The sequence below is a fragment of the Peribacillus sp. YIM B13472 genome (assembly GCF_042788005.1).
GTDB lineage: Bacteria > Bacillota > Bacilli > Bacillales > DSM-1321 > Peribacillus > Peribacillus simplex_E.
Genome location: NZ_JBHZPG010000006.1, coordinates 95799 through 117301, shown reverse-complemented (window position 1 = coordinate 117301; position 21503 = coordinate 95799). Strand labels below are relative to the sequence as shown.

Here is a 21503-nt window from a genome sequence, read left to right as displayed (position 1 = left end):
TTCCTGTTGTTTTTTTTATTCATTTTTTTAATTCCTTCTTTCTCAATTTCCTTTAGTGAATATTTTCAGAAAGACTAATGATTCGGCGATTTCCGACACGGTATTTTCGAAAATGAACAAATATTATGAGATAATGATAGAAGTAGACTAAAGGAGTCGGAAGAGATGAGAGAAAACAAGAATAAGCTCCGTCAAGAAGTTAGGTCCCGTTTAATGGAGCTGACTAAAGAGGAACATGAAGAACTATCGAGCAGAATCGCTGAAAACTTATTTTCACTGGAGGAATGGAAAAAAGCTGAAACAATTGGCATCACCATCTCAATCCCGCCTGAAGTTCCAACGGTACGGATCATCGAACAAGCATGGAGTGAAGGAAAAGAAGTGGCAGTACCAAAATGTGATCCAGAAAAAAAGACAATGGAATTCAAAAAAATTTCGTCCTTCAATCAGCTGGAGTCTGTTTATTACGGGTTGCTAGAACCAGTGGCTGATACAGCCAAGGCTCGCAAAGAGGAATTGGATGCAATGATCGTACCCGGTCTTGCTTTTACCAAGGAAGGGTATCGCCTAGGCTTTGGAGGGGGCTATTATGACCGTTTCCTATCCTATTACCGGGGAGATACATTGGCACTTACATATGAGCTTCAATTAATGGATGAACTCCCGATAGAGGTTCATGATATAGCGGTCGGCAAACTCATTACCCCATCCAGGGTTATACGCACATACGCCCATTAAGAAGAAGTTTATTAATTATCACTTTTAACTCATAAAAATCCTGTCCTGTATCAAACTATTGATAGGAGGGATTGTTATGCTTCGATTAATTATTCAAATCTTCTTGGTTGGTTTAGTTGTTTATGCAGGTTACCAAAACCGGTACCGCCTGATAAATGTTGTGCTGTCCAACGGCATACTGAGAAGATTTCTAGTGACTAAATCCTTGGATATGCCAATGTTCAGGGATAAAATGATGCAAAGCATGTTCACTCAGACCAAATGAGGATGCCGGCATCTTTAAAAGGAACCTGATCAGGGGTTCCTTTTTTATTTATAAGGATAGGGGAGAGTGGATTTTAAACAGTCTCCTTTTTACTTTTTACATGATTTCGTCTATAGTTTTAATTAAAGAAACAGGAATTTTAGAAGCTTAAGTTTCATTGGAAAGTGGGGAAGGTATTGGGATTTAAAGAGGATTATTTGTTTTGGGAAACCATAAGGGAGCTGTCTGCCCATTATGATTATCGAATGATCACTGTCACGGAAAACCATCAGGAGATTTGGCTTGAGAGCGATAAGAATAAGGAGTTTCCAGTCATAAGATTTATTCGACATGATTTGGATTGGGCTAATTGGCTGAAACGCGATATCGACCGAACATTGCATAATGGGGAAAGGATCAGAAGGAAATTATACAAGAAGCCCATAAACATATTAAGTATCTATGTTAGTAAATTCGCCCCGGTGGATGATCATGACTTTAGTTCACGGGTGGCTTCCTTAAAAAAAACGAATGTTCACACGTTTCTTCTAACGTGTGAAAACTTTCATGATTCGTTGCAAAACCTTGAACTTGTTTTGAAAAAACCACTTTCAATTCAAATTCTTGAAGAAAATGAAATAGATGAGGAAAAGGTCCTCGCAGTAAAGAAGGCCGCCATCTCGGAGTCAGTCAAAAAGGCTAAGGCAGAGCAGAAGGTATTTCAAAATGCCAATAAGCCATTCTTTACATATATATTCATGGCGATACAAATAGCAGTGTTCGTCTTGATGGAGTTTAATGGGGGCAGCACCAATTCCAAAACATTGATCGAGTTTGGCGCTAAATTTTCCCCTTATATCATGCAAGGGGAATGGTGGCGGTTCTTTACACCGATGATTGTCCATATCGGGTTCATTCATTTACTGATGAATACATTTTCGTTGTATTTAATCGGAGCTGAAGTTGAAAGGATTTACGGTAATGCCAGGTTCCTTATCATCTATATATTCGCTGGTTTCACTGGAACTTTAGGCAGCTTCATCATGACCCCGAATCTTTCCGCAGGAGCGAGTGGAGCCATTTTTGGCTGTTTTGGAGCACTTCTGTACTTTGGCATCGTCTATCCGAAATTATTCATGCGCTCGATGGGCTCATCGGTGATCGTGTTAATCATCATTAACTTAATATATGGTTTCACCGTTTCGGGAATTGATAATGCAGGCCATATCGGAGGTTTGATCGGAGGGTTCTTGGCTGCTGGAGTGGTCCATCTGCCAAAATCCAAGAATATCTTTCGGCAGCTGGCTTTTCTGATAGGGACGGTAATACTGACCTTTGCCCTGCTGCAATATGGTTTCAATCATCAGGAAAGTGCAGCTATAGATGATAATACCATGGCCATGCTGGCCCAAAAGTATATAGATGATGATGAAGAGGACAAAGCGGAAGAGATGCTATTCAAATATGTGGATGCAAATCCTGAAGCACCGCTATCGCTTTTTATGCTAGGAAATTTATCTTTTGATAAAAAGGACATATACAAAGCTAGGGATTATTATGAAAAAGCGATTGAAAGTAATCCGGATTTGCATGAAGCCCATTACAATCTTGCTTTAGTCTACATGAATCTCGAATCATTCGATCAAGCTAAGGAGCAAGCGGATAAGGCTATTGAGCTTGCCCCGGATAATAAGTCATACACTAAACTGCTGGCGAAAATTGAAAAGCAACTATAACTTTTGACGCAGCATGATTGGGGTACCGTCTTTCAGGGTAAACAAGACAAGTATTTCACTTTGATTCTTCGCCATAAGCAATAGGGGGGTGGTGCTGCCTTGTGGACTCACAGTGGATCCATCCTCCTTTTTTATTCCCAACACATAATTTTTGTAAAGTCCTTCCCATAGTTTTCCCACAATTTCCTCCCGTTTGAATTGGGGGAAGGCAGCAAGCCATTGATTTTTCTTTGAGGGCAAATCTGTTAAAGAGATGATATTATACTGTTCCAGATTAAGCTGAAAAGCTTGACCTGCTTTCTCCAAACCATTTCGAACCGTTTGATCTGTCAAGCCGTCCAGCGTTTTTTTCCACTGAACCTGTTCTTCTGAAAGTGGACGGTGGAAAAATTGAAAAACCGGTGTCGTTACTGTATAGAGTTTATCTTTACTGAGCTGCTGGGCACTGGTGAAAATTGTGTCACTCGGATGAACCTCGGCATAATGAAACGTTACCGCTTCATAACGCCCACTCTCGGATTCTTTAGATTTCGCTTTTTGAGAGAGTTCTTGTTTATTTTGGCGCCAATTTTTTAAAGCTCCTGCCAATTTTCCATTTTTGTATAAAAGCGATACGTCCTGACGTAAGTAAGCAGGCTGGTCCAAAGAAGAATCCACCCTCCAAGTGATGGTATAGGTGGAATCCCCGGTACCCTTCGGTGTCAGATGGGTGGAGGCATGTTCAAAATGGAGCGAGGAATCGATGGGAAAAAAAATGATGGTTTCCTCTGTCTGTTTATGATTTGATAAATAAAGGATGACAAAAATGGTGGTTAAAACCAAAAAGACCGTATACTTCAATTGTACTTTCATTTTTCCCCTCCGTTTTCACGCGTGATGAATGCATTAAAAACATTAAGTTGTTAAATCAAATCGAAAGAGTCCACATTCTTGATATTTCATCATATGAATACAATTGGACATGTATGAGGGGGGATGGGGGAAATTATCAAAGGGGAAATGGGCGCTTGTTACAAAGAGGCTGATTCGATATACTTTCCTATAGAAAAGAGTAAAGAGGTTTACTATGAAAACATATTATGATCTTCAACAATACTTGAAAAGATTTGGTACATTTATCTATATTGGTGATCGCTTAGCCGAGCTTGAACTGATGGAATCCGAAATAAGGGAAATCCACCGTATGCAGATGATGGATACGAAAGATTATCAAATGGCGATCCTTTTAATTAGGCAGCAATTGTCTCTTGAAAGGGAAAAACAGAAAAAAAATTGATAAAAAAGGTGAGAATGATGGAAAAGTGGCTGATGGGTGTGGATTTAGGCGGTACAACTACCAAACTGGCTCTGATCAATCTTTACGGAGAGATTATTCATAAATGGGAAATCGGCACGGACATCTCCGAAAAGGGAAAATTCATTACGATTAACATTGCCAAAGCAATTGATGCGAAGCTCGTGGAACTTAATGAACCGAAGAGTAAGATAGTAGGGATAGGGATGGGTGCTCCCGGGCCTGTGAAATTTGTTAACGGTTCCATATATGAAGCCGTCAATCTAGGCTGGAAGGACTATCCTTTAAAAGATTTATTGGAGGTGGAGACATCTCTTCCGGCTGTGATCGATAATGATGCCAATATGGCAGCTTTGGGAGAAATGTGGAAAGGTGCCGGTAATGGTGCCAAAGACCTCGTTTGTGTAACTCTAGGAACGGGTGTAGGCGGCGGTATCATCCATAATGGGCAAATTGTCCACGGTACCAGTGGGGCTGCTGGAGAAATAGGGCATATAACGGTCGTAACGGACGGAGGGGCACCATGCAATTGCGGTAAGACTGGTTGTTTGGAAACGGTTGCTTCGGCAACGGGAATCGTCCGTATGGCTTTAGAGGCCTTGAATACCGCCGATGAACAGTCAATGCTTCAGCAGAAAGTCGAAGAGGGAAATGCGGTTACTTCCAAACTGTTATTCCAATGTGCTGCAGCAGGTGATTCTTTGTCCAAAGCTGTGGTAAATAAGGTAGGCAATTACTTGGGGCTGGCACTATCACATGTTGGGAATGTCATGAATCCAGATAAAATCGTCATTGGTGGGGGCGTTTCGCAAGCGGGAGACATTTTGCTTGATCCTGTCCGTTCTGCCTTCGGAAAGTATGCATTCAAACGGGTTGGTAAATCAACGAAAATCAGCCTGGCCACACTAGGCAATGATGCAGGGGTAATAGGTGCAGCCTGGCTCATTAAAAGCCAACTGAATACGTGATCCCTTGCTGCCCTGTGGCAAACAGGGTTATGAGAAAAAGATGGAATTTTCAAAAAAGTTACCCGTTTTGAGGGGTGGGGGTCAATCGTTCCTGCTTTTGCAAAGGGGGGAGAACCATGACCCATGATTGAGGCGCTCTGCATCATGGCTCCAGCGCTTTTTCGATGAGGAGGGACCAGGATTGAAAAAGGTCTTCAAAAAACAGGGATATTCATTGTTTTGGGTCGTATTGATTTCACTTTGGCTTAAAACATATATTGCTTATAAAACAAGTTTTGAGATAGATATTGATAATTGGATCCAGGAGTTCATACTATTCATCAATCCTGTCAGTTTCCTCTTACTTACTCTTGGCGTGAATATATTTTTAAAAGAAAATAGAAGGACAGCATACTTATTGATCATGAGTTTTTTCATCACCTTCGTCCTTTTTGCCAACCTTGTTTTTTTTCGCTTTTTCAATGACTTTTTAACCATTCCCGTTCTTTTTCAAACGAGCAATATGAACGACCTTGGAAGCAGTGTACATGAATTGATCAATCCGAGTGACCTTTTGTATTTTGCCGATATTCCGGTCTTGATGCTTCTGCTGAAATACAAACCAAAAACATTCCATGAATGTCGATACAATCCCCAGGACCGTAAATTCTTTTTGTTAATGACTTTGGGAGTGACATTTTTTAACTTAGCTTTAGCGGAAGCGGTTCGTCCTGAACTCCTGACAAGAACGTTTGACCGCGAAATCCTCGTTAAGAATATCGGTACGTATCATTATCACGTTTATGATGCAATATTACAGACGAAATCATCAGCTCAACGGGCCCTTGCGGATGGCAGTGAATTGTCGGAAATTGAAAATTATGTCCGTGCGAATCAAAAAGAGGTTAATGATGACCTTTATGGTCTGGCAAAAGGCAAAAATGTGATCCTAATATCATTGGAATCCACTCAAAGCTTTGTCATCAACAAAACTGTCAACGGTGAAGAAATCACTCCTTTTCTGAACCAATTCATTAAAGAGAGCTATTATTTCAATAACTTTTATCACCAAACTGGCCAGGGGAAAACATCCGATTCAGAATTCATTATTGAGAATTCCCTCTATCCTTTAGGTAGGGGTGCAGTATTTTTCACTCATGCCCAAAATGAATACAAAGCCACCCCCGAAATCTTAACGGAAAAAGGTTACAATACGGCTTCCTTCCATGCCAATAATAAAAGCTTTTGGAATCGTGACATAATGTACGCTTCTCTTGGGTACCAACGGTTTTATGATAGTGATGAATACAAAGTCTCTGAAGGGAATTCCATTAATTGGGGTTTGAATGATAAATCGTTCTTCAAGCAATCAATCTCTCACTTGAAGCGGTTGCCTGAGCCTTTTTATGCCAAGTTCATAACGTTAACCAATCATTTTCCATTCACTTTGAATGAAGAAGACCGGACATTGGAACCATACGATTCGAATTCCAAAACATTGAATCAGTATTTTCCGACCGTACGTTATACAGACGAAGCCTTGGAACAATTTATCGGTGATTTGAAACGTGATGGATTATATGAGGAGTCCATTATTGTCCTATATGGTGACCATTATGGAATTTCGGAAAATCACAACTCTGCCATGAGCCAGTTCCTTGGGAAGGAAATCACGCCTTTCGAATCCATCCAACTTCAGCGTGTACCGTTCATCATACATATCCCTGGGCAGGAGGGGAAAACGATTTCCACCATTTCCGGCCAAATTGATGTAAGGCCGACTCTCCTTCATTTATTGGGGTTTGAAAATGATGATTATATCGAATTCGGCAAAGATCTATTTTCTGAAGAGAAATTAGAATTCACCGTTCTTCGCGATGGCAGTTTCATCACAAAGGATTATCTCTATACGATGGATACCTGTTATGATAAAAAGACCGGAGCGGCGACTGCAAAGGATTCATGTGAAGAGTATTTGGATAAGGCAAAGCAGGAGCTTGAGTACTCCGACAAAATCATTTATGGGGATTTGCTCCGATTTTATGAGCAACGTTGAAAAAGGAAACCTGGGGCAATCCGGGTTTTTTTGTTTTTTCAGGAGAATCAGTAGCATTACAATTATGAAACACGTGAGACTTCCTGAACATCTTTCTGTTTTTCGCTTCATAAAGATAAAACAATGAAAGGGGCGGAGGCTGAATGAAAGTTATGAGCAGAAGCGGGGATGATTTGGCATATTACAGTCAATTGTTCCAAATTCCTCGGGTTTTGATTGAGGATGCCAATCCCGCCATTACCGGCGGGGTTTTGCCAAATGGCATGGAAGTACAGATACCTGGGTACATTGTTCAGGAAGAGTCCCGGTTAGATATCGATTTTGCCGAAATCGCTTTACAATATCACCTGCCCATCGATGGGATAATATTGTTGAATCAAGATGGACAAAAACCTTTTTCCGTACCCGTCCGGGTGATGAATCCCATGATTGTCACCGACAAGCCCTATGAATATCAATCACTTCTTGACGATCTTGATATTCTATCTTTTCATTACCCCTTTATTAAGGTTGAATCGATCGGGAGGAGTGTGTTGGGGAAAGAACTACTTGAGGTAAGAATCGGTCAAGGTGAAAAGGTCATACATTATAACGGTTCATTCCATGCTAATGAATGGATCACTACGGCGGTTTTGATGAAATGGCTGAATGATTTTCTGCTGGCAGTAACGAATGATCGTACACTATGTGGAATGGATTGTATGCCCTTCTATCGGGATATGACCATTTCGATGGTTCCAATGGTGAATCCGGATGGAGTCGAGCTTGTCCTAAAGGGGGAGGAGGCGGCAGAGGGGAAGGTTGATGTTTTAAAAATTAATAATGGCAATCCTGCCTTTTATGCTTGGAAAGCCAATATCCGCGGTGTAGACCTGAATAATCAATATCCTGCCAATTGGGAGATTGAAAAGCGCAGAAAGATTCCGAAAGCCCCTGCCCCGAGGGATTTTCCAGGAGAGACCGCGCTATCAGAACCAGAAGCATTGGCCATGAAGGAGCTGGCAATAAGACGGAATTTTGAAAGAGTGCTTGCACTTCATACCCAGGGAAAAGAATTCTATTGGGGATATGAGGGCCATGAACCTGAACAGGCAGCGAATGTTGCGAGGGAGTTTGAGGAGCGCAGCGGATATCGGGCAGTGCAATATGTTGACAGCCATGCCGGGTATAAAGATTGGTTCATTCAGGAATTTAAACGCGGCGGATTCACAATCGAACTGGGAAAGGGCATCAATCCGCTTCCGCTATCCCATTTGCCTGGTATATATGAAGATTCTGTCAAGATTTTGATGGCAGGCCTATATATGTGATGCATCCTCCTAAGGAATTTACTTCCAAAAAAATATAAGATCATTATCCGCCACATTTTCTCTTTTTTACTTTATAATGAAAGAGAGTAAGGATTCGATTGGACAGTCCTTACTCTCTTTCTAATGTCTCGCTCACATATGCCAGGCGTTTTAGTTTTGAAGTGGGAGGTGTGTGGAGATTAAAGTATCCAAAGCGGCACTTTGTATGCGGCTTTCCATTTGTAAGATGTTGTGTTTCGTCCCATTAGTTATCTCCACTATCCTTCTTATCTCGGCTTGTGAGCCTTCCAAGGACCTTAGTAAACCCGTAAAAGATACGGAAAAAGAACACTCTCAATCTAACCTGGAAACTTCAGTAAGCAATTTAAAGGTCCCGACTGCAGAAACGGAAAAAATCGAAGCCATTTTTGGATGGCTCGATTCTAAAACCATTTTATATTCTGTGAAGCGGGATGGTAATGAATTATCCCAGTTGATGTCATGGAATTTGGAAACGAATGATACTTCCGTTTTCTATCAGCCGGCTTTTGCGTTTTCTGAAGTATCGATCAGTCCGTCTGGTACGCATATTTTGTTATCGTCCTTAACCTCTTCGGATAAAGCATCAATCACAATACTCGATAAAACGGGAAATCCATTGTATTCCGTGGCGATCCCAGCCTATGAATTAGCTTATGAGTGGAATTCATATAAAGATGGCCAGTTGTTTGTATCGAGTTTTAATGAAGATTGGACATACAGCAGTTATGTGTTGAATCCAGATGAACAAACTATGGAAACTCTGGACTTTCCGCAGCCCTTTGCTCAATGGGCAAGTGAAAATGAATTGATGTTTCTGGATTGGGACAAGGAAGAACCTGCTTTGACGGCTCCCCTAGAAAGAAAAGCGCTGAATGAGGATGGAGCGGACAGTCTTATGCTCGATGTCATTCACTTTAAAAAAATGAAACAAGCGCTGATGACGATTCAAGTGGAGACAGAAAAACAAGATCGGGGTACATATGCATTTTATGATTCAACAAACAAGCCGATCTTCTCTTTTTCCGTGCCGCTATTGAAAAGCTTTTCAGATTGGGTGATTCCATCCTATGATTTCATTGAAAGAAACAAGGAATTCATAACGTTCATTCCTAATGAATCAAAAGATGCGGACCAATATGAGGGAAGGTTTACCTTAACTAAATTAAATTGGGAAAAAGGCACACAAGAAGAATTGATGAAGGACATGGAAAATGAACCATTAAGCTGTTCGCTTGATGGCAACTTCTGCTTATATGGATATCAATTTGAGAAAATCATTGATATGAAAACCCATCAAATACAAAGATTGTTCAAACAAACATGATGACCTAAAACAAAAGCTCGCCGGATGGCGAGCTTTTTTCTTCAATGGGCAACAGGAAAACCGCTGTTGATGACAGTCATGACAGTGAACCAGCCAAACACGACTGCACTGCCGGCTGCAAAAATGAATCCTAAGAAGTTTCTCTTTTTTAATGAGGTAAACACAGCTGCTACTCCTAATATAGCCACAAGTCCGAAAACAACCATTAATATCATGTCAAAACCCCCTTTTTACGTAATGAATACCTAATCCCTAATAATATACCCAGAGAATAAAGCAACTACCAAAAATATGTAGAAAAGATTGCATTTGTTAATATCTTAATATTTTTTCAATTATTTGTCGAGGTTTAATAGGTGACACTTCTATGACTTGAGTAAACTGGATTAACATTAGCAGCTTAATTAGTGTAAGATGAAGATAGAAAATCATATTGGAGTTGATGGAAATGAAATGGAAACAAATTCCTCTAGGCCCGCTGCAAACGAATTGTTATGTAGTTTCCGATGGACAGGATTGCATCATTTTCGATCCGGGTGAAGAGCCACAGAAAATCATACAGTACATACAAACAAAAAATTTAAAGCCTTTGGCGATTTTATTGACACATGCACATTTTGACCATATCGGTGCTCTTGATGCTATTCGGGATCATTATGGGATACCTGCCTATATTCATGAAAAAGAGGCCAAGTGGCTGCTTGATCCCGCGTTGAATGGTTCCCAAAACTGGTTCCCTGAAAATCCGATGCGAATGAAGCCTGCCGATCACATCCTGGCAAATGAGCAGGAGCTTACTATTGGAGGATTCACTTTCGAAGTATTCGAAACTCCCGGACACTCACCAGGGAGCGTTTCGTATTATGTGAAGGAAGAACGTTTCCTCTTTTCAGGGGACGTCTTGTTCCAAGGAAGCGTTGGCAGAACCGATTTAATAGGCGGAAGCGAGGCAGTGCTGTTAAATAGCATTGAAACGAAGCTGCTGACACTTTCTGATGATGCTATCGTTTTTCCTGGTCATGGGCCTGTCACGACCATTATGGATGAAAAGAATACGAATCCCTTTTTGAGATAATGACTTTTGCAGGTGCCATATGGCACCTGTTTTATTTTTAGCATTTTATAATGTAAAAATATTGAAATGGGTCATTTCCGCAACTATACTGAATATAAAAAACGTTTTGACACTCACCGTTAAAAGGCTTAAAGAAATTTCTCGGGTCTTCCTAGTGTGGATGACTCTTCAGATTCTGCTCTGAAGTAAGATGCATATTTTACTATTTGCTGTAAACTTTCATTTTTTTTAATGGTGGCACTCTTAAGAACTGTGAGATGAAAAATTGAACATTTTGTGAACCTTAAATTTGTTTTCGTGTATGATTGTCGCTAAAAAAACTTATTTATGTGTTTTATTAAGAAAAAGGAAGGTTTAATTTTCAATATGATGGAAGAACATGGAGACGGAGGCTATTGTGTTGGAAAATCACTTGAAGGAATTGGTTGCAGGAAGCCCCCAAAAAAGAATTTCCTATCATGACTATATGGATGCTGTTTTATATACGCCAAATATAGGCTACTATGCACGCGCAAAAGAGAAAATTGGCTCAAGAGGGGATTTTTATACGTCTGGCAATGTTGGGGATGCATTTGGGAGATCACTGGCCAGGTGGTTCGTTTATTTGATAAAAAGGTGCGGAGTTTCACCAAGAATCATCGAGGTCGGCGCAGGGGACGGTAAGCTGGCTTATGACATTCTCGTTTTCATAAAAGAAATGGAACCGCAGATATGGGACTCTCTGACTTATATCCTTGTGGATGGCAGTCCATTTCATAGAAAGGTTCAGCAAGAACGAATAGGGATGTTCAAACAGGCTGTTTCTGCCGCCAGTTTAGAAAAATGCACGAATGTAAATGGAATCGTCTTTTCAAATGAACTTTTCGACGCCTTGCCTGTACATGTCATTGAAAAGTTTAAGGGAGCCCTGGTAGAGGTATTCGTCACTGAAAAAGAAGGCGATTTGATAGAAGTGAGGGAACCTTTGGACAACCCTGACATTCTATCTTACCTTACAGAACGAGCTATCACCTTAAATGAAAATCAACGATACGAAGTTCCGCTAAAAATGGTCCATGAATATGAGAAAATCGTTTCCTGTATCGAATCGGGTATTCTCCTTACAATTGATTATGGCTATACCGAAAGGGAATGGAAGGAGCCAGCTCATCTTCAAGGGAGCTTGAGGGGCTATTATCAGCATCAAATGATTAAAGATGCACTTATGTATCCTGGTGATATGGATTTGACGACACATATCCATTTTGACACATTAATCGAGATTGGAAAAAGAAAGGAGCTTTCCAATCAGGGACTTTTTCTCCAAAATGAATTCTTGCTTAAAGCAGGGATACTAGAGGAATTGAAGGACCATCAAGGAACTGATCCATTCTCGAAAACGGCAAAGCGTAATCGTGCAATTCGGGGGCTAATCGTTCCAGGGGGATTTAGTGAACATTTCAAAGTGTTGCTTCAATCTAAGAATTTAGCAGAAGATGTGAGGATCTTTCCTGAATGGTGACAAGTAAAAACCCATGAATCAAAATTCATGGGTTATGTAATATTGCTTGTTCTTAATGCGCAGTACCCGGAGTCATCATAAATACGCTCCAGTATGAAAATCCTGCAAAGAAAACGGTAAGATAGGCGCCGAAAACATAAATATACATGCGCTCAGATAATTTCAAATAACTTAAAAGTACAAAAAAGATCGTTTGTGCAAAGAAAAGCAAAGACGTTTGATGCATATGGCCAAGATAAAAGAAAATTGCCATAATTCCTGTCCAAAATCCACATACTCTGAACATGCGTTCCACCCGAATCCCTCCTTTTGTCTAGACGTGTACATTCTAAATAATTATAAATGAAATTGTAAGGTAATGTAAAGGATGCCTTTTGTTTCTATGTGAGAACCGAAGCCTGGTATGAGCATGCTGCACAATTGGACATCATATTTTCTAATTCCACAATATGGACATTCTCAAACAAGGCTTCGAACATTCCTTCTAAAAATGAGTTGTGCATGGAGCAGATTGTTCTTGGCTCCACTTCAGCAACTTCCTTAAACGGGCAATTGAAGATACGGAAGTATATTTTATTTTCTTCTTCGCTTGCTTGTATTTCAGGAGATAACCCTGCGATGGTAGCCGCATTTTTAAGCATGTTGACCTTTTCCCCAAAACCAAGTTGATCGATCGATGTCGAATTCAGGGCTAGTTGCTGATTGATCAATTCCTCCCCGAATGCTTTTCCCGTTTCATAAAATGCCTGTTTTCCTTGTTCCCCTAATGTCATCATCGTCTGGATGGCAATCCTTGAAAGCAGCTGATAGTTCCTATATGGAAAATGAAGCTGAATGACTTTATCAGATAATCGGTAAAGTCTGCTGGGACGACCGCCTTTCCCGGTCTTTCGGGCATCCGAGGTCAACATATCGATATCCTCAAGTTTTGACAAATGCAGACGGGCAACATTTGGGTGGATGTTAAAAGAATCGGCGATTTGCTGTACCGATACATCACCATGCTTGTTCACAATATGCTGATATATATAATATCTGGTGGGATCAGCTAACACGTTTGTTATTTTTAACGTTTGTTCCATTACACCCTCCTGCTATTCCATAGTTTAACTATGTCCATTATAATGCAGGCAGAAAAAAATGGAATAAGAGAAAGGGCAAACACCCTTTAGTTTAAAAAATGTTCACAAATAAAGCGGATTAATAAGCAAAAATATATACAATAATTGTACAAATGTTATACAATCATTATATAGATTATTAATGTATACAAAATGTGAACGGGGAGTGATTAGTATGGCACAGTTAACCTTCTTTTCGTATCCAAGTTGTACATCTTGCCGCAAAACAAAAAAATGGTTAAGGGCCAATCAAGTTTCCTTCGATGAGCGACATTTATTCAGAGAGACTCCAACTGTAGCAGAGTTAAAAAGAATTCTTGAATTGACATCGGAAGGGCTTGATGAAGTCTTAGCAACAAGAAGTGAAGCATACAAAGACTTACAAGTTAATATTGACGAAATGATGCTTTCTGATGTAATCCAATTATTAACAAAAGAACCGAAGTTATTAAGAAGGCCCATTCTCATAGACGGGCAAAAACTGGTGATTGGTCATAATGTAGACGCATTAAGAAATTTGGTTTCCCGAAGGCTTGATTTAAAAATGAGCATGTGAGATGATTCTCGAAGTTTTTTCGGGAATTTTTTTTTTTTTTTTCTGAAGCAGGAATTTGTCGTGGATTGTCGAATCCATACAACAAGAAACATAGGAGGTGATGAATGAATTGATATCGATTGAAAAGACCGCAGAAAAAATACTGACCCGTGCTGTACAGGAATCGGCATCGGATATCCACATTTTTTTTCGCAGGGAGGGACCTCTCATCCAATTCAGGATAGACAATAAGCTTGTTCCAAAGGAAACACTATCATTCTTTGAAGCTGAGAGGCTGATCGCCCATTTGAAGTTCCTTGCCTCGATGGATATAGGGGAGAAAAGGAGGCCACAGAGTGGTGCCATCACCATCAATTTGGCTAACCAGGTGGTCGGACTCCGCCTTTCCACTTTACCCACCGCCCATCTCGAAAGTTTGGTCATCCGCTTAATACCCCAACAGAATATCCTTCCTCTAGAACAGTTATCCTTATTTCCAAGCACCGTTCAAAAATTGATTGCACTCCTGAAGCATTCCCATGGCATGCTCATATTTACCGGTCCGACCGGCAGTGGAAAAACCACGACACTATATTCCCTGCTTCACCATGCCCATGAGATGATCAATCGAAATATTATTACACTTGAAGATCCCATTGAAAATGTATCCGAAAAGGTATTGCAAGTCCAAATCAATGAAAAGGCGGGCATTACGTATTCTGTCGGTCTAAAAGCTGTACTGAGGCATGACCCTGACGTGATTATGGTAGGGGAAGTCAGAGATGCAGAAACCGCTAAAATCGCAGTGCGTGCTGCATTGACCGGTCATTTGATACTGACAACCATGCATACAAGGGACGCCAAGGGCGCCATCTCCAGGTTACTGGAATTTGGCGTCAGCTTGCTTGAAGTTGAACAGAGTTTGATTGGCGTGACAGCACAGCGGCTGGTTGAATTGCGATGTCTTCCATGTAAAGGGGACTGTGCTTTAGCTTGCAAAATGACTGCCAGGAATAAAAGGGCAAGTGTTTATGAATTGCTATATGGAAAAAGCCTGGCTGAGGTTCTCCGGATAATGGGAGATGAAAAAGGAAAGGCAACGGTCAGCTACCGCCAATTGAAGGATGAAATCGGAAAAGCGGTTGTGATGGGTTATGTGGATTCCGAGGAATATGAACGGCTGGTATACGATGAAACCAAAAAGTAAATGGAAGGTAAAAGAACAGGCGGTCTTTATTTCGAAGCTAGGTGAATTATTGATTCATGGTTATCCTTTGGCGGACGCTTTACATTTTCTTGAGTTTCAGGAATCAAAGAAGAAAGCGGAAGACTTCACTCAGGCTAAAGCCGATTTAAGGAACGGTTACCCGTTGCACATGGTGCTGACCCATCTTGATTTTCATCCGCAGCTTGTAAGTTATATATTTTATGGAGAACAGTATGGCGACCTGGAACGGGCGTTGAAAGAAGGAGGGCGATATTGGAAGAAAAGAACCGAGGATATGGATAAAGTAAAAAAGTTAATGATGTATCCCGTATTCTTAGTCTTTTTTGTAAGCATCGTTTTTTATATTCTTCAGAGTGTTCTCCTTCCCAAATTCCAGACAATCTATTTCACGATGGATGTCGATCAGCATACTCTCTTAAAATTAATGTCAGCATCCACATTCATTCTTCCAGCACTCCCCTTCTTTTTACTCGGATTGCTCCTAATCTTGTATGTACTCAAACGATTTTGGTTTAACGGATTGTGCCCATTAAGGCAGCGAAGGATTTTGATGGGAATTCCGATATTCGGGACCTTCATCAAATTATACGAAACTTATTTTTTTGCTAGCCAATTCAGTGGCTTACTTTCCGGAGGGCTATCGATAAACGATAGCATCAAATTATTCTCGATAAATCAACAGCAGCCTTTTTACCAAAAACTATGCAATATCATTAAGGATGATCTGATCGAGGGCAGATCACTTGAAATGATTTTTCGGGAGCTCCCATATTTTGATGTGAATTTACCGGTGGTCGCTGCAAATGGTCAAAAATACGGCAGACTTGATGCGGAGCTGCTTCATTACAGTCGTTTTTTACTGGAGAAAATTGAAGAGAGAATGAATGCAATATTGAAAATCATTCAGCCTCTTATGTTTTCACTTATAGGTCTTTTGATCGTATCCATTTATTTGGCAGTTTTGCTGCCGATGTTCTCACTGCTCGAAGGTATATAGGATTTCATTTTTGTATTCCGGAGGTGAAAATGCTCGAAGGTCATCTGGTATTCAGATGGTTTCAGGAGCATGATGATATGTTGAAGAAAGTGATGAATGAACGAGGTTTTACACTAATTGAGATGCTTATTGTTTTACTGGTAATATCCATCCTTTTGATTATAACGATCCCCAATATCACGAAGAACCAATCTACAATCCAGTCTAAAGGATGTGAAGCATTCGTGAAGATGGCCCAAGCACAGGTACAGGCTTATGAGATCGACAATGCTAAACTGCCCGGAAGTATCGGTGAATTGGAAAGTCAAGGCTATCTCAAACAGACATCCTGTCCTAATGGGGATGAACTTAGTTTGGATAGTAAAGGAAAGATAACGGTCGTTGAGTAGGAGAGAAGTGAATATACGGCCTTCCAATGGGGGGTATACATTATCTGAAACCCTCATTGTCCTCGTTATTTTTGTACTTCTGATTTCCATCGGTCCTAATCTATATCCTAGCTTCACTAAAGGAATGGAAAATAGGCTATTCCTTTCTCAATTCCATGAAGATCTTTTCTATGCACAACAGTATGCCATCAGTCATGAGAGCTTGATTTACCTCCATATTGATAATACCAAAAAGGTTTATACCGTTTCGTCTTATAAGGAGGGGGTCGTTCTTGAGAGAAGCATACCAGAGGATATACAGTTTTTAAGTGGCACTTTGGGCTTCAGCTTTCATTTTAATCAGTATGGAAATGCTTCAAAAGCCGGAACGATTATGATTGACACCTCAAAGGGAAAGTACAAGTTGATCCTCAATATCGGTAAAGGGAGGTTCAGGATTGAGAAATTGTAAAGGTTACGTCTACCTTGAGCTGATAGCCGCATTTGCCGTTTGTATATTCCTGGTCCTTGCCATTTTACCAATTCTTGAAGAGTTATTGATGCATCGGAAAGATATTGCCGTAAGGACAGAAGCCCACCATTTATTATATGAAAGATTGACGGCGTTCATGGATGGGGAGATACAAGCAGTTGGTCAGGAAATCATTTATAAAAAAAAATCCTATGAATTGGTTTGGAAGGACCATGGGGATATCCCGGGAATGATTGAAGGGTGTATACGTTATGAAGATGAATCGGGTAATCTGGAATCCATTTGTGATGCTGCGAAAAAATGATGGCTTTACGATGATCGAAATGCTTTTTTCTTTAATGATTTTAATGACGACGTCCCTTTTTGTTCTACAGCTTTTTTCTATCATTCACACCCAGATGGGGTCCGTTGATAAATTGCACCCTAAAGAGTGGGAGGTCTTTACCATGCAAATGAAGCAGGAGGTCCGGAGTTCCAAAGTTCAGGATGTAATGGGAAATAAATTATATTTGCTTTCAGGTGAGCAATTATCATCGTTTGAACAATATGAAGATAAGGTCCGAAGACGAGTGAATGGAATGGGGCATGAGGTCATCTTGCAGAACATTTCGGAATTCCGGGTTGAGAAGGATGGCGGTGTCATTGTTATAAATATAACGGATAAAGCAGGAACTACTTTCAGTCGAAGATTTCACCCTTTCATTAGGAATGTTACGAAAGTCGATGAATAATCAAAAAGGAGTCGTTTTCCCGATGGTCATGATTGTAGCGAGTGTTTTCATCATGTTCACGATACTAATGATAGACCAGTTTATCATTGATAAAAAGTTTTATAAAGAAGTGGAAGAATCGCTTGTGGCCGACCATCTTGTCCATCTAGCCATCAAGGATGTGACGGCAGAGTGGGGCGAAGAGATCCCAAAAATCATCCAAGGTGAAATTTCATATCCCAATGGTGTGGTGCGGTATTCTTTGATGAAACAAGAAGATCCTTACGTATTTATCGAGTTTTCTTCCACGACTAAAAATGGCCGTGTGGGAAGGGTCATCATTCAATACGATAAAGAAGCGGGGAAAGTGAAAGAATGGTTGGAAAAGCAGGCTGTGTAATGCGTAAAATCAACACTCTTTTAAACGACGCGACAGGTTCACGTGTTCAGGGACCAAGCGAAGGAATAAAAGGAGCGTAAACCGGGCATAATTTGCATAGGGTGATGATTTTATATGTCTACAAATGCTTATATTAAATATTTGACGCAGCAGCTTGTCGAGTATTTTAATCTGACGAAAAAAGAACGAAAAGAAAAGCGCCGTCACAGAAAAGAGGATAAAACTCATGGTATGTCCCATTGGTTTGGCATTGTCCCTTTTGCTTTGTCGATGTTCGTAAGGAAAAATATCAAAAAGTGAAACAGATGTCCCGAACTTAGGACATCTGTTTCTTTTCGTGCTTTACTTATCCCAACGCCCTATCTGAAAGGTAAAATAATCCTCCGTTGATGATGGATATTCTGATGTTGGGTTCATATTGAGCTTTTAGTGCTTCTTTCTCGGTATAATAACTCTCACTTTTTTCGTCCATATCCTTGTAAAAATGCTCCAATAAATTCAAATCATTCTGCCAGCGCAGCATTGCTTCCTCCGCCCAGGAATGGTCATCATCCTCGAAACTGGTCCTGATGTATGTATCCAGTCTTGCCAATCCACTCTTGGGCATGATCAAAGGTGAAAGCGTAAAGGAGTAATCCGGTATTTTTGGGGTGACCTTTACCGGTAAAACCCGATGGTGAAACCTTTCCATGATTTCACCCGAGATTAAATTCAATCCGATCGACATGAAAGTATCTTTTTTACGGTCGCATTGATAGGATATTTTCACATTCAGGGTCAGCCAAGGAAACAAAGGATTATTTCCGCCGCCTTTTGATGGAGGAGTATCCTCAAAAAGTCTAGTATAACCTGCCAGCTTTTTGGTTGATTGAATAATCTGATGAAGGCGTGGGGAGCCAAAATGAATCATTTCTCCCTTTAAATCGGATGGAGCTTGTTCTGGATCGGTAATGAAAGTCATCTGTGCTGGGTTTGGAACGCCACCTGTTTTTTCTAGATAATGCCAATAAAAGGGTCTATTCATTAATTCTTTATCCATTTCAATCGTCAATTGGACTGTAAGGTGGGTTGGTGCATTATCCAGTATTTCACAATCGTTGGCCTTAAAGTAAGTTATTAAAAAATCATGAATTTCCTGTTGCTGCATGAACCTCACCTTCCTTCATTGATTGAGCGAATTGGATTAATGATGAAAAATTATCCATCTTGATTTTCATTTCGCCCTCTGTTTTGGACTCGCCGACCACATCGATTAAATATTCTTCAATGTTGTTAATATCCAGTTTGGTTAGAATATCATCCAATTCTCCAATTACTTTTTCGAATAAATTAATTTTTTCGTATAGTAACTTCAGAATATGTTCTTCTACTGTATTTTTCGTGGCAAAGTTATAAATCATCACATCTTCTTCCTGGCCAAGACGGTGAATCCGTCCAATTCTCTGTTCGAGCCTCATGGGGTTCCATGGCAGGTCAAAATTAATCAAGTGATGGCAAAACTGAAGGTTTATCCCTTCCCCGCCAGCTTCTGTTGCAATTAATACCTGGATATTCTTTTGGAATAATTCTCGCATCCAGTCTTTCTTTCCACGCTTAAAACCGCCCCGGAAAGGAACCGAAGAAATTCCATTCTGCTGTAGGTACCATTGGAGATATAGCTGAGTCGCCCGGTATTCGGTAAAGATAATCACTTTGTCATCAATTTTCTTGATCAGTTCCAAAGCTTTTTCAGCCTTGGAGTTCTGAACTGTTTCATTCACTTTAGAAAATAAATCATCAAGCTTTGCCAAATAGTCAGGGGAAGGCTGATCATATTTTTCTTTCATATTCTTTAATGTATAAAAGACCGCCTCTCTGCTGCTGCATGCTTCCCTTTGAAGAGTGAGAGCCGAAAAGGCGCTTCCTTTTGATCCATCCGAAATAGGCTTGAATTTGGAAACAGCATCGTACAATGCCTGTTCCGTTGGAGAAAATTCAATGGTGATGGTTTCCACATGCCGTTTTGTCCATTCAATGCCAGTATCGGCCCGCCGGTTTCGAATCATGACAGTATTGACCAGTTCCTTTAGGTGTTCATCTTCAATGATGTTCCGGCCTTTCCCTTTATACTTTTCCGAAAAGAGTGAGGCATTTCCCAAGTGGCCCGGTTTCAATAACGAAACGAGGTGAAAAATCTCCTCGACTTTATTTTGAATCGGTGTGGCTGTCAGGAGTAGACAAAATTTCTTTTTCAGATTTTGGACGAATTCATAGTTCTTCGTCTTATTGTTTTTAAGTTTATGAGCTTCATCAATAATGATGAAGTCATATTCCTGAGTGAAAATGATATCTCGATGTGGAGCGCGTTTCGCTGTATCAATGGATGAAATGACAACATCACAGGAGTCCCAAACATAACTTTTTCTCTGAACGACTGCCGGAATATGAAACTTGGTATTCAATTCAAAAGCCCATTGTGTGACAAGGGAGGCTGGAACAAGGATCAATACCTTTTTTACTAGGCCTCTAATCATATACTCTTTTAGGATCAAGCCTGCTTCAATTGTTTTTCCGAGCCCCACCTCATCAGCTAAAATGGCCTTTCCATTCATCTTTTCCACCACTTGCTTGGCTGCTTCCAATTGATGGGGAAGCGGGGTTAACTGCGGAAGGTGCTTGGGCGCCTGTAAACCTTCAAAATCAGGGATGATAAGATTTTCCTCCATTTGAACCGCCAACTTATAAAGCTCCCAATTTCCCCATGGACCGTCATTTTCCATTTTTTGCAGAAACTCGTCATTCCATTCAGAATTGAAGGATATATTGATTTTCATAGAAATAACTCCCTCTTAAATCATAATTTCCTTAATAAAAGGTCAAAACCCGAACATTTCGTATGTGAAGTAAGAAAAATATTTCTCTTCAAAAGATATTGCAGAGATAAGTTTCTTAGGGTAGGATATAAGTATATTTAGAAAATTCCAATTTCCAAATGCTACAAAGAATCTTTGTACATCGATTTTGCAGTTCGCGTTTTCTTAGTATGGGCTATAGGCTCCTAATTTATCCAAGATTACTGAAGGGGATCACTCAAACGGTTTCTGAAGTTTTAGGAGAATTGGCAGAGAATGCTTCCATGATGCTCAAAGGTTTTACCGATGCTTGGGGCTATTTCGCTTCCTTTCATTGGTAGACCATTCATATGCGGGTGAAGATAAGGGGAGAGACTACGGATGTAGCGCCGAAGGAGCAAACTTAGCAGTGAATCTCTCAGGCAAAAGAACTCTTATTGGACGCAACTCTGGAGAGCGCCGCCCGTTTTGGGACGGCCACCAAAGGGGAAAACCTATTACATAGGTAAACTTTCAGGTTTCAGGACAGAGAAAAAGCTCAAACGGGCTTTCTCTGTCCTTTTTTGTGCTTTTT

Annotated in this window: 25 protein-coding genes and 2 riboswitches; of the genes, 19 read left to right on the top strand and 6 right to left on the bottom strand. The window is 40.4% G+C overall.

Annotated features, from left to right (window positions below; translation table 11 throughout):
• Window positions 1-165: 165 nt before the first annotated feature.
• From ACFX4I_RS07040 to ACFX4I_RS07030, 3 genes are all read left to right on the top strand, one after another.
• Window positions 166-738 carry a 5-formyltetrahydrofolate cyclo-ligase gene (locus tag ACFX4I_RS07040; RefSeq protein WP_377419798.1) on the top strand — a complete coding sequence of 191 codons (573 nt, stop codon included), beginning with the start codon at window positions 166-168 and terminating at the stop codon, window positions 736-738.
• A 76-nt stretch (window positions 739-814) separates the two neighbouring features.
• Complete coding sequence (locus ACFX4I_RS07035; protein ID WP_230303033.1) at window positions 815-1003, top strand: hypothetical protein; 189 nt, start codon at window positions 815-817, stop codon at window positions 1001-1003.
• 176 nt (window positions 1004-1179) lie between these two features.
• A complete protein-coding gene (locus ACFX4I_RS07030; protein WP_377419796.1) occupies window positions 1180-2718 on the top strand; it encodes a rhomboid family intramembrane serine protease in 1539 nt (512 codons plus the stop codon).
• Here the strand turns inward: ACFX4I_RS07030 and ACFX4I_RS07025 are convergent.
• Window positions 2713-3570 (bottom strand): hypothetical protein, encoded by an 858-nt coding sequence (locus tag ACFX4I_RS07025; protein WP_377419794.1) that lies wholly within the window; start codon window positions 3568-3570, stop codon window positions 2713-2715. The two genes, ACFX4I_RS07030 and ACFX4I_RS07025, sit on opposite strands and share 6 nt — an antisense overlap.
• Before the next feature lie 214 nt (window positions 3571-3784).
• Here ACFX4I_RS07025 and ACFX4I_RS07020 point away from each other — a divergent pair, with 214 nt between their 5' ends.
• From ACFX4I_RS07020 to ACFX4I_RS07000, 5 genes are all read left to right on the top strand, one after another.
• Window positions 3785-3994: a YqgQ family protein gene (locus tag ACFX4I_RS07020; protein WP_230303030.1), complete on the top strand. Its 210-nt coding sequence runs from the start codon at window positions 3785-3787 to the stop codon at window positions 3992-3994.
• 14 nt (window positions 3995-4008) lie between these two features.
• Entirely contained in the window at window positions 4009-4980 is a 972-nt protein-coding gene (locus ACFX4I_RS07015; RefSeq protein WP_283931921.1) for an ROK family glucokinase, read from the top strand.
• A gap of 181 nt (window positions 4981-5161) precedes the next feature.
• Complete coding sequence (locus tag ACFX4I_RS07010) at window positions 5162-7015, top strand: LTA synthase family protein (protein WP_377419791.1); 1854 nt, start codon at window positions 5162-5164, stop codon at window positions 7013-7015.
• Window positions 7016-7158: 143 nt separating this feature from the next.
• Entirely contained in the window at window positions 7159-8325 is a 1167-nt protein-coding gene (locus tag ACFX4I_RS07005; protein WP_377419789.1) for a M14 family metallopeptidase, read from the top strand.
• Between the two features lie 172 nt (window positions 8326-8497).
• On the top strand, window positions 8498-9670 hold the full coding sequence (locus tag ACFX4I_RS07000; protein ID WP_283931918.1) for a YqgU-like beta propeller domain-containing protein: 1173 nt from the start codon (window positions 8498-8500) through the stop codon (window positions 9668-9670).
• A 41-nt stretch (window positions 9671-9711) separates the two neighbouring features.
• Here ACFX4I_RS07000 and ACFX4I_RS06995 read toward each other — a convergent pair whose 3' ends face one another.
• Window positions 9712-9885 (bottom strand): DUF2759 domain-containing protein, encoded by a 174-nt coding sequence (locus tag ACFX4I_RS06995; protein WP_034308396.1) that lies wholly within the window; start codon window positions 9883-9885, stop codon window positions 9712-9714.
• Window positions 9886-10118: 233 nt separating this feature from the next.
• Here ACFX4I_RS06995 and ACFX4I_RS06990 point away from each other — a divergent pair, with 233 nt between their 5' ends.
• Both ACFX4I_RS06990 and ACFX4I_RS06985 read left to right on the top strand, forming a co-directional pair.
• Window positions 10119-10745, top strand: coding sequence for an MBL fold metallo-hydrolase (locus tag ACFX4I_RS06990; RefSeq protein ID WP_230303025.1), 627 nt, complete (start codon window positions 10119-10121; stop codon window positions 10743-10745).
• Between the two features lie 400 nt (window positions 10746-11145).
• Window positions 11146-12246 carry a class I SAM-dependent methyltransferase gene (locus tag ACFX4I_RS06985; protein WP_377419787.1) on the top strand — a complete coding sequence of 367 codons (1101 nt, stop codon included), beginning with the start codon at window positions 11146-11148 and terminating at the stop codon, window positions 12244-12246.
• Between the two features lie 52 nt (window positions 12247-12298).
• On the opposite strand, the gene ACFX4I_RS06980 is transcribed toward ACFX4I_RS06985, so the two are convergent.
• Window positions 12299-12541, bottom strand: coding sequence for a DUF2626 domain-containing protein (locus ACFX4I_RS06980; protein ID WP_076365317.1), 243 nt, complete (start codon window positions 12539-12541; stop codon window positions 12299-12301).
• A gap of 85 nt (window positions 12542-12626) precedes the next feature.
• Entirely contained in the window at window positions 12627-13328 is a 702-nt protein-coding gene (locus ACFX4I_RS06975) for a helix-turn-helix transcriptional regulator (RefSeq protein ID WP_377419785.1), read from the bottom strand.
• A 214-nt stretch (window positions 13329-13542) separates the two neighbouring features.
• Here ACFX4I_RS06975 and ACFX4I_RS06970 point away from each other — a divergent pair, with 214 nt between their 5' ends.
• The 9 genes from ACFX4I_RS06970 (at window position 13543) to ACFX4I_RS06930 (ending at window position 18398) form a co-directional block, all read left to right on the top strand.
• The gene (locus tag ACFX4I_RS06970) at window positions 13543-13923 is read left to right on the top strand and encodes a Spx/MgsR family RNA polymerase-binding regulatory protein (protein WP_230303022.1); all 381 of its coding nucleotides are present in this window, start codon (window positions 13543-13545) and stop codon (window positions 13921-13923) included.
• Window positions 13924-14032: 109 nt separating this feature from the next.
• On the top strand, window positions 14033-15109 hold the full coding sequence (comGA, locus tag ACFX4I_RS06965; protein ID WP_230303042.1) for a competence type IV pilus ATPase ComGA: 1077 nt from the start codon (window positions 14033-14035) through the stop codon (window positions 15107-15109).
• Window positions 15093-16127, top strand: coding sequence for a competence type IV pilus assembly protein ComGB (gene comGB / locus ACFX4I_RS06960; protein ID WP_283931915.1), 1035 nt, complete (start codon window positions 15093-15095; stop codon window positions 16125-16127). Before comGA ends, comGB begins: the two co-directional genes overlap by 17 nt.
• 29 nt (window positions 16128-16156) lie before the next feature.
• Entirely contained in the window at window positions 16157-16516 is a 360-nt protein-coding gene (gene comGC, locus ACFX4I_RS06955) for a competence type IV pilus major pilin ComGC (RefSeq protein WP_377419783.1), read from the top strand.
• A gap of 7 nt (window positions 16517-16523) precedes the next feature.
• Window positions 16524-16967: a competence type IV pilus minor pilin ComGD gene (comGD, locus tag ACFX4I_RS06950; RefSeq protein WP_377419781.1), complete on the top strand. Its 444-nt coding sequence runs from the start codon at window positions 16524-16526 to the stop codon at window positions 16965-16967.
• Entirely contained in the window at window positions 16954-17292 is a 339-nt protein-coding gene (locus tag ACFX4I_RS06945) for a hypothetical protein (RefSeq protein ID WP_230303019.1), read from the top strand. The genes comGD and ACFX4I_RS06945 overlap by 14 nt, the downstream gene beginning before the upstream one ends.
• Window positions 17240-17719, top strand: coding sequence for a competence type IV pilus minor pilin ComGF (gene comGF / locus ACFX4I_RS06940; RefSeq protein WP_230303018.1), 480 nt, complete (start codon window positions 17240-17242; stop codon window positions 17717-17719). Before ACFX4I_RS06945 ends, comGF begins: the two co-directional genes overlap by 53 nt.
• Window positions 17712-18098, top strand: coding sequence for a competence type IV pilus minor pilin ComGG (gene comGG, locus ACFX4I_RS06935; protein WP_283931914.1), 387 nt, complete (start codon window positions 17712-17714; stop codon window positions 18096-18098). Before comGF ends, comGG begins: the two co-directional genes overlap by 8 nt.
• A gap of 114 nt (window positions 18099-18212) precedes the next feature.
• Window positions 18213-18398, top strand: coding sequence for a YqzE family protein (locus ACFX4I_RS06930; protein WP_230303016.1), 186 nt, complete (start codon window positions 18213-18215; stop codon window positions 18396-18398).
• Between the two features lie 46 nt (window positions 18399-18444).
• On the opposite strand, the gene ACFX4I_RS06925 is transcribed toward ACFX4I_RS06930, so the two are convergent.
• On the bottom strand, window positions 18445-19245 hold the full coding sequence (locus ACFX4I_RS06925; RefSeq protein ID WP_377419779.1) for a YqhG family protein: 801 nt from the start codon (window positions 19243-19245) through the stop codon (window positions 18445-18447).
• Complete coding sequence (locus ACFX4I_RS06920) at window positions 19223-20911, bottom strand: DEAD/DEAH box helicase (protein WP_283931913.1); 1689 nt, start codon at window positions 20909-20911, stop codon at window positions 19223-19225. The genes ACFX4I_RS06925 and ACFX4I_RS06920 overlap by 23 nt, the downstream gene beginning before the upstream one ends.
• Window positions 20912-21285: 374 nt before the next feature.
• Window positions 21286-21373, top strand: a riboswitch (glycine riboswitch).
• A 3-nt stretch (window positions 21374-21376) separates the two neighbouring features.
• Window positions 21377-21460: riboswitch (glycine riboswitch) on the top strand.
• Window positions 21461-21503 lie beyond the last annotated feature (43 nt).

Coding starts and splice junctions, on each gene's coding strand:
- ACFX4I_RS07040 (WP_377419798.1), top strand. CDS start 166: ATGAGAGAAAACAAGAATAAGCTCCGTCAAGAAGTTAGGTCCCGTTTA.
- ACFX4I_RS07035 (WP_230303033.1), top strand. CDS start 815: ATGCTTCGATTAATTATTCAAATCTTCTTGGTTGGTTTAGTTGTTTAT.
- ACFX4I_RS07025 (WP_377419794.1), bottom strand. CDS start 3,570: ATGAAAGTACAATTGAAGTATACGGTCTTTTTGGTTTTAACCACCATT.
- ACFX4I_RS07020 (WP_230303030.1), top strand. CDS start 3,785: ATGAAAACATATTATGATCTTCAACAATACTTGAAAAGATTTGGTACA.
- ACFX4I_RS07015 (WP_283931921.1), top strand. CDS start 4,009: ATGATGGAAAAGTGGCTGATGGGTGTGGATTTAGGCGGTACAACTACC.
- ACFX4I_RS07005 (WP_377419789.1), top strand. CDS start 7,159: ATGAAAGTTATGAGCAGAAGCGGGGATGATTTGGCATATTACAGTCAA.
- ACFX4I_RS06995 (WP_034308396.1), bottom strand. CDS start 9,885: ATGATATTAATGGTTGTTTTCGGACTTGTGGCTATATTAGGAGTAGCA.
- ACFX4I_RS06990 (WP_230303025.1), top strand. CDS start 10,119: ATGAAATGGAAACAAATTCCTCTAGGCCCGCTGCAAACGAATTGTTAT.
- ACFX4I_RS06975 (WP_377419785.1), bottom strand. CDS start 13,328: ATGGAACAAACGTTAAAAATAACAAACGTGTTAGCTGATCCCACCAGA.
- ACFX4I_RS06970 (WP_230303022.1), top strand. CDS start 13,543: ATGGCACAGTTAACCTTCTTTTCGTATCCAAGTTGTACATCTTGCCGC.
- comGB (WP_283931915.1), top strand. CDS start 15,093: ATGAAACCAAAAAGTAAATGGAAGGTAAAAGAACAGGCGGTCTTTATT.
- comGC (WP_377419783.1), top strand. CDS start 16,157: ATGCTCGAAGGTCATCTGGTATTCAGATGGTTTCAGGAGCATGATGAT.
- comGF (WP_230303018.1), top strand. CDS start 17,240: ATGAAGATGAATCGGGTAATCTGGAATCCATTTGTGATGCTGCGAAAA.
- comGG (WP_283931914.1), top strand. CDS start 17,712: ATGAATAATCAAAAAGGAGTCGTTTTCCCGATGGTCATGATTGTAGCG.
- ACFX4I_RS06930 (WP_230303016.1), top strand. CDS start 18,213: ATGTCTACAAATGCTTATATTAAATATTTGACGCAGCAGCTTGTCGAG.
- ACFX4I_RS06925 (WP_377419779.1), bottom strand. CDS start 19,245: ATGCAGCAACAGGAAATTCATGATTTTTTAATAACTTACTTTAAGGCC.
- ACFX4I_RS06920 (WP_283931913.1), bottom strand. CDS start 20,911: ATGAAAATCAATATATCCTTCAATTCTGAATGGAATGACGAGTTTCTG.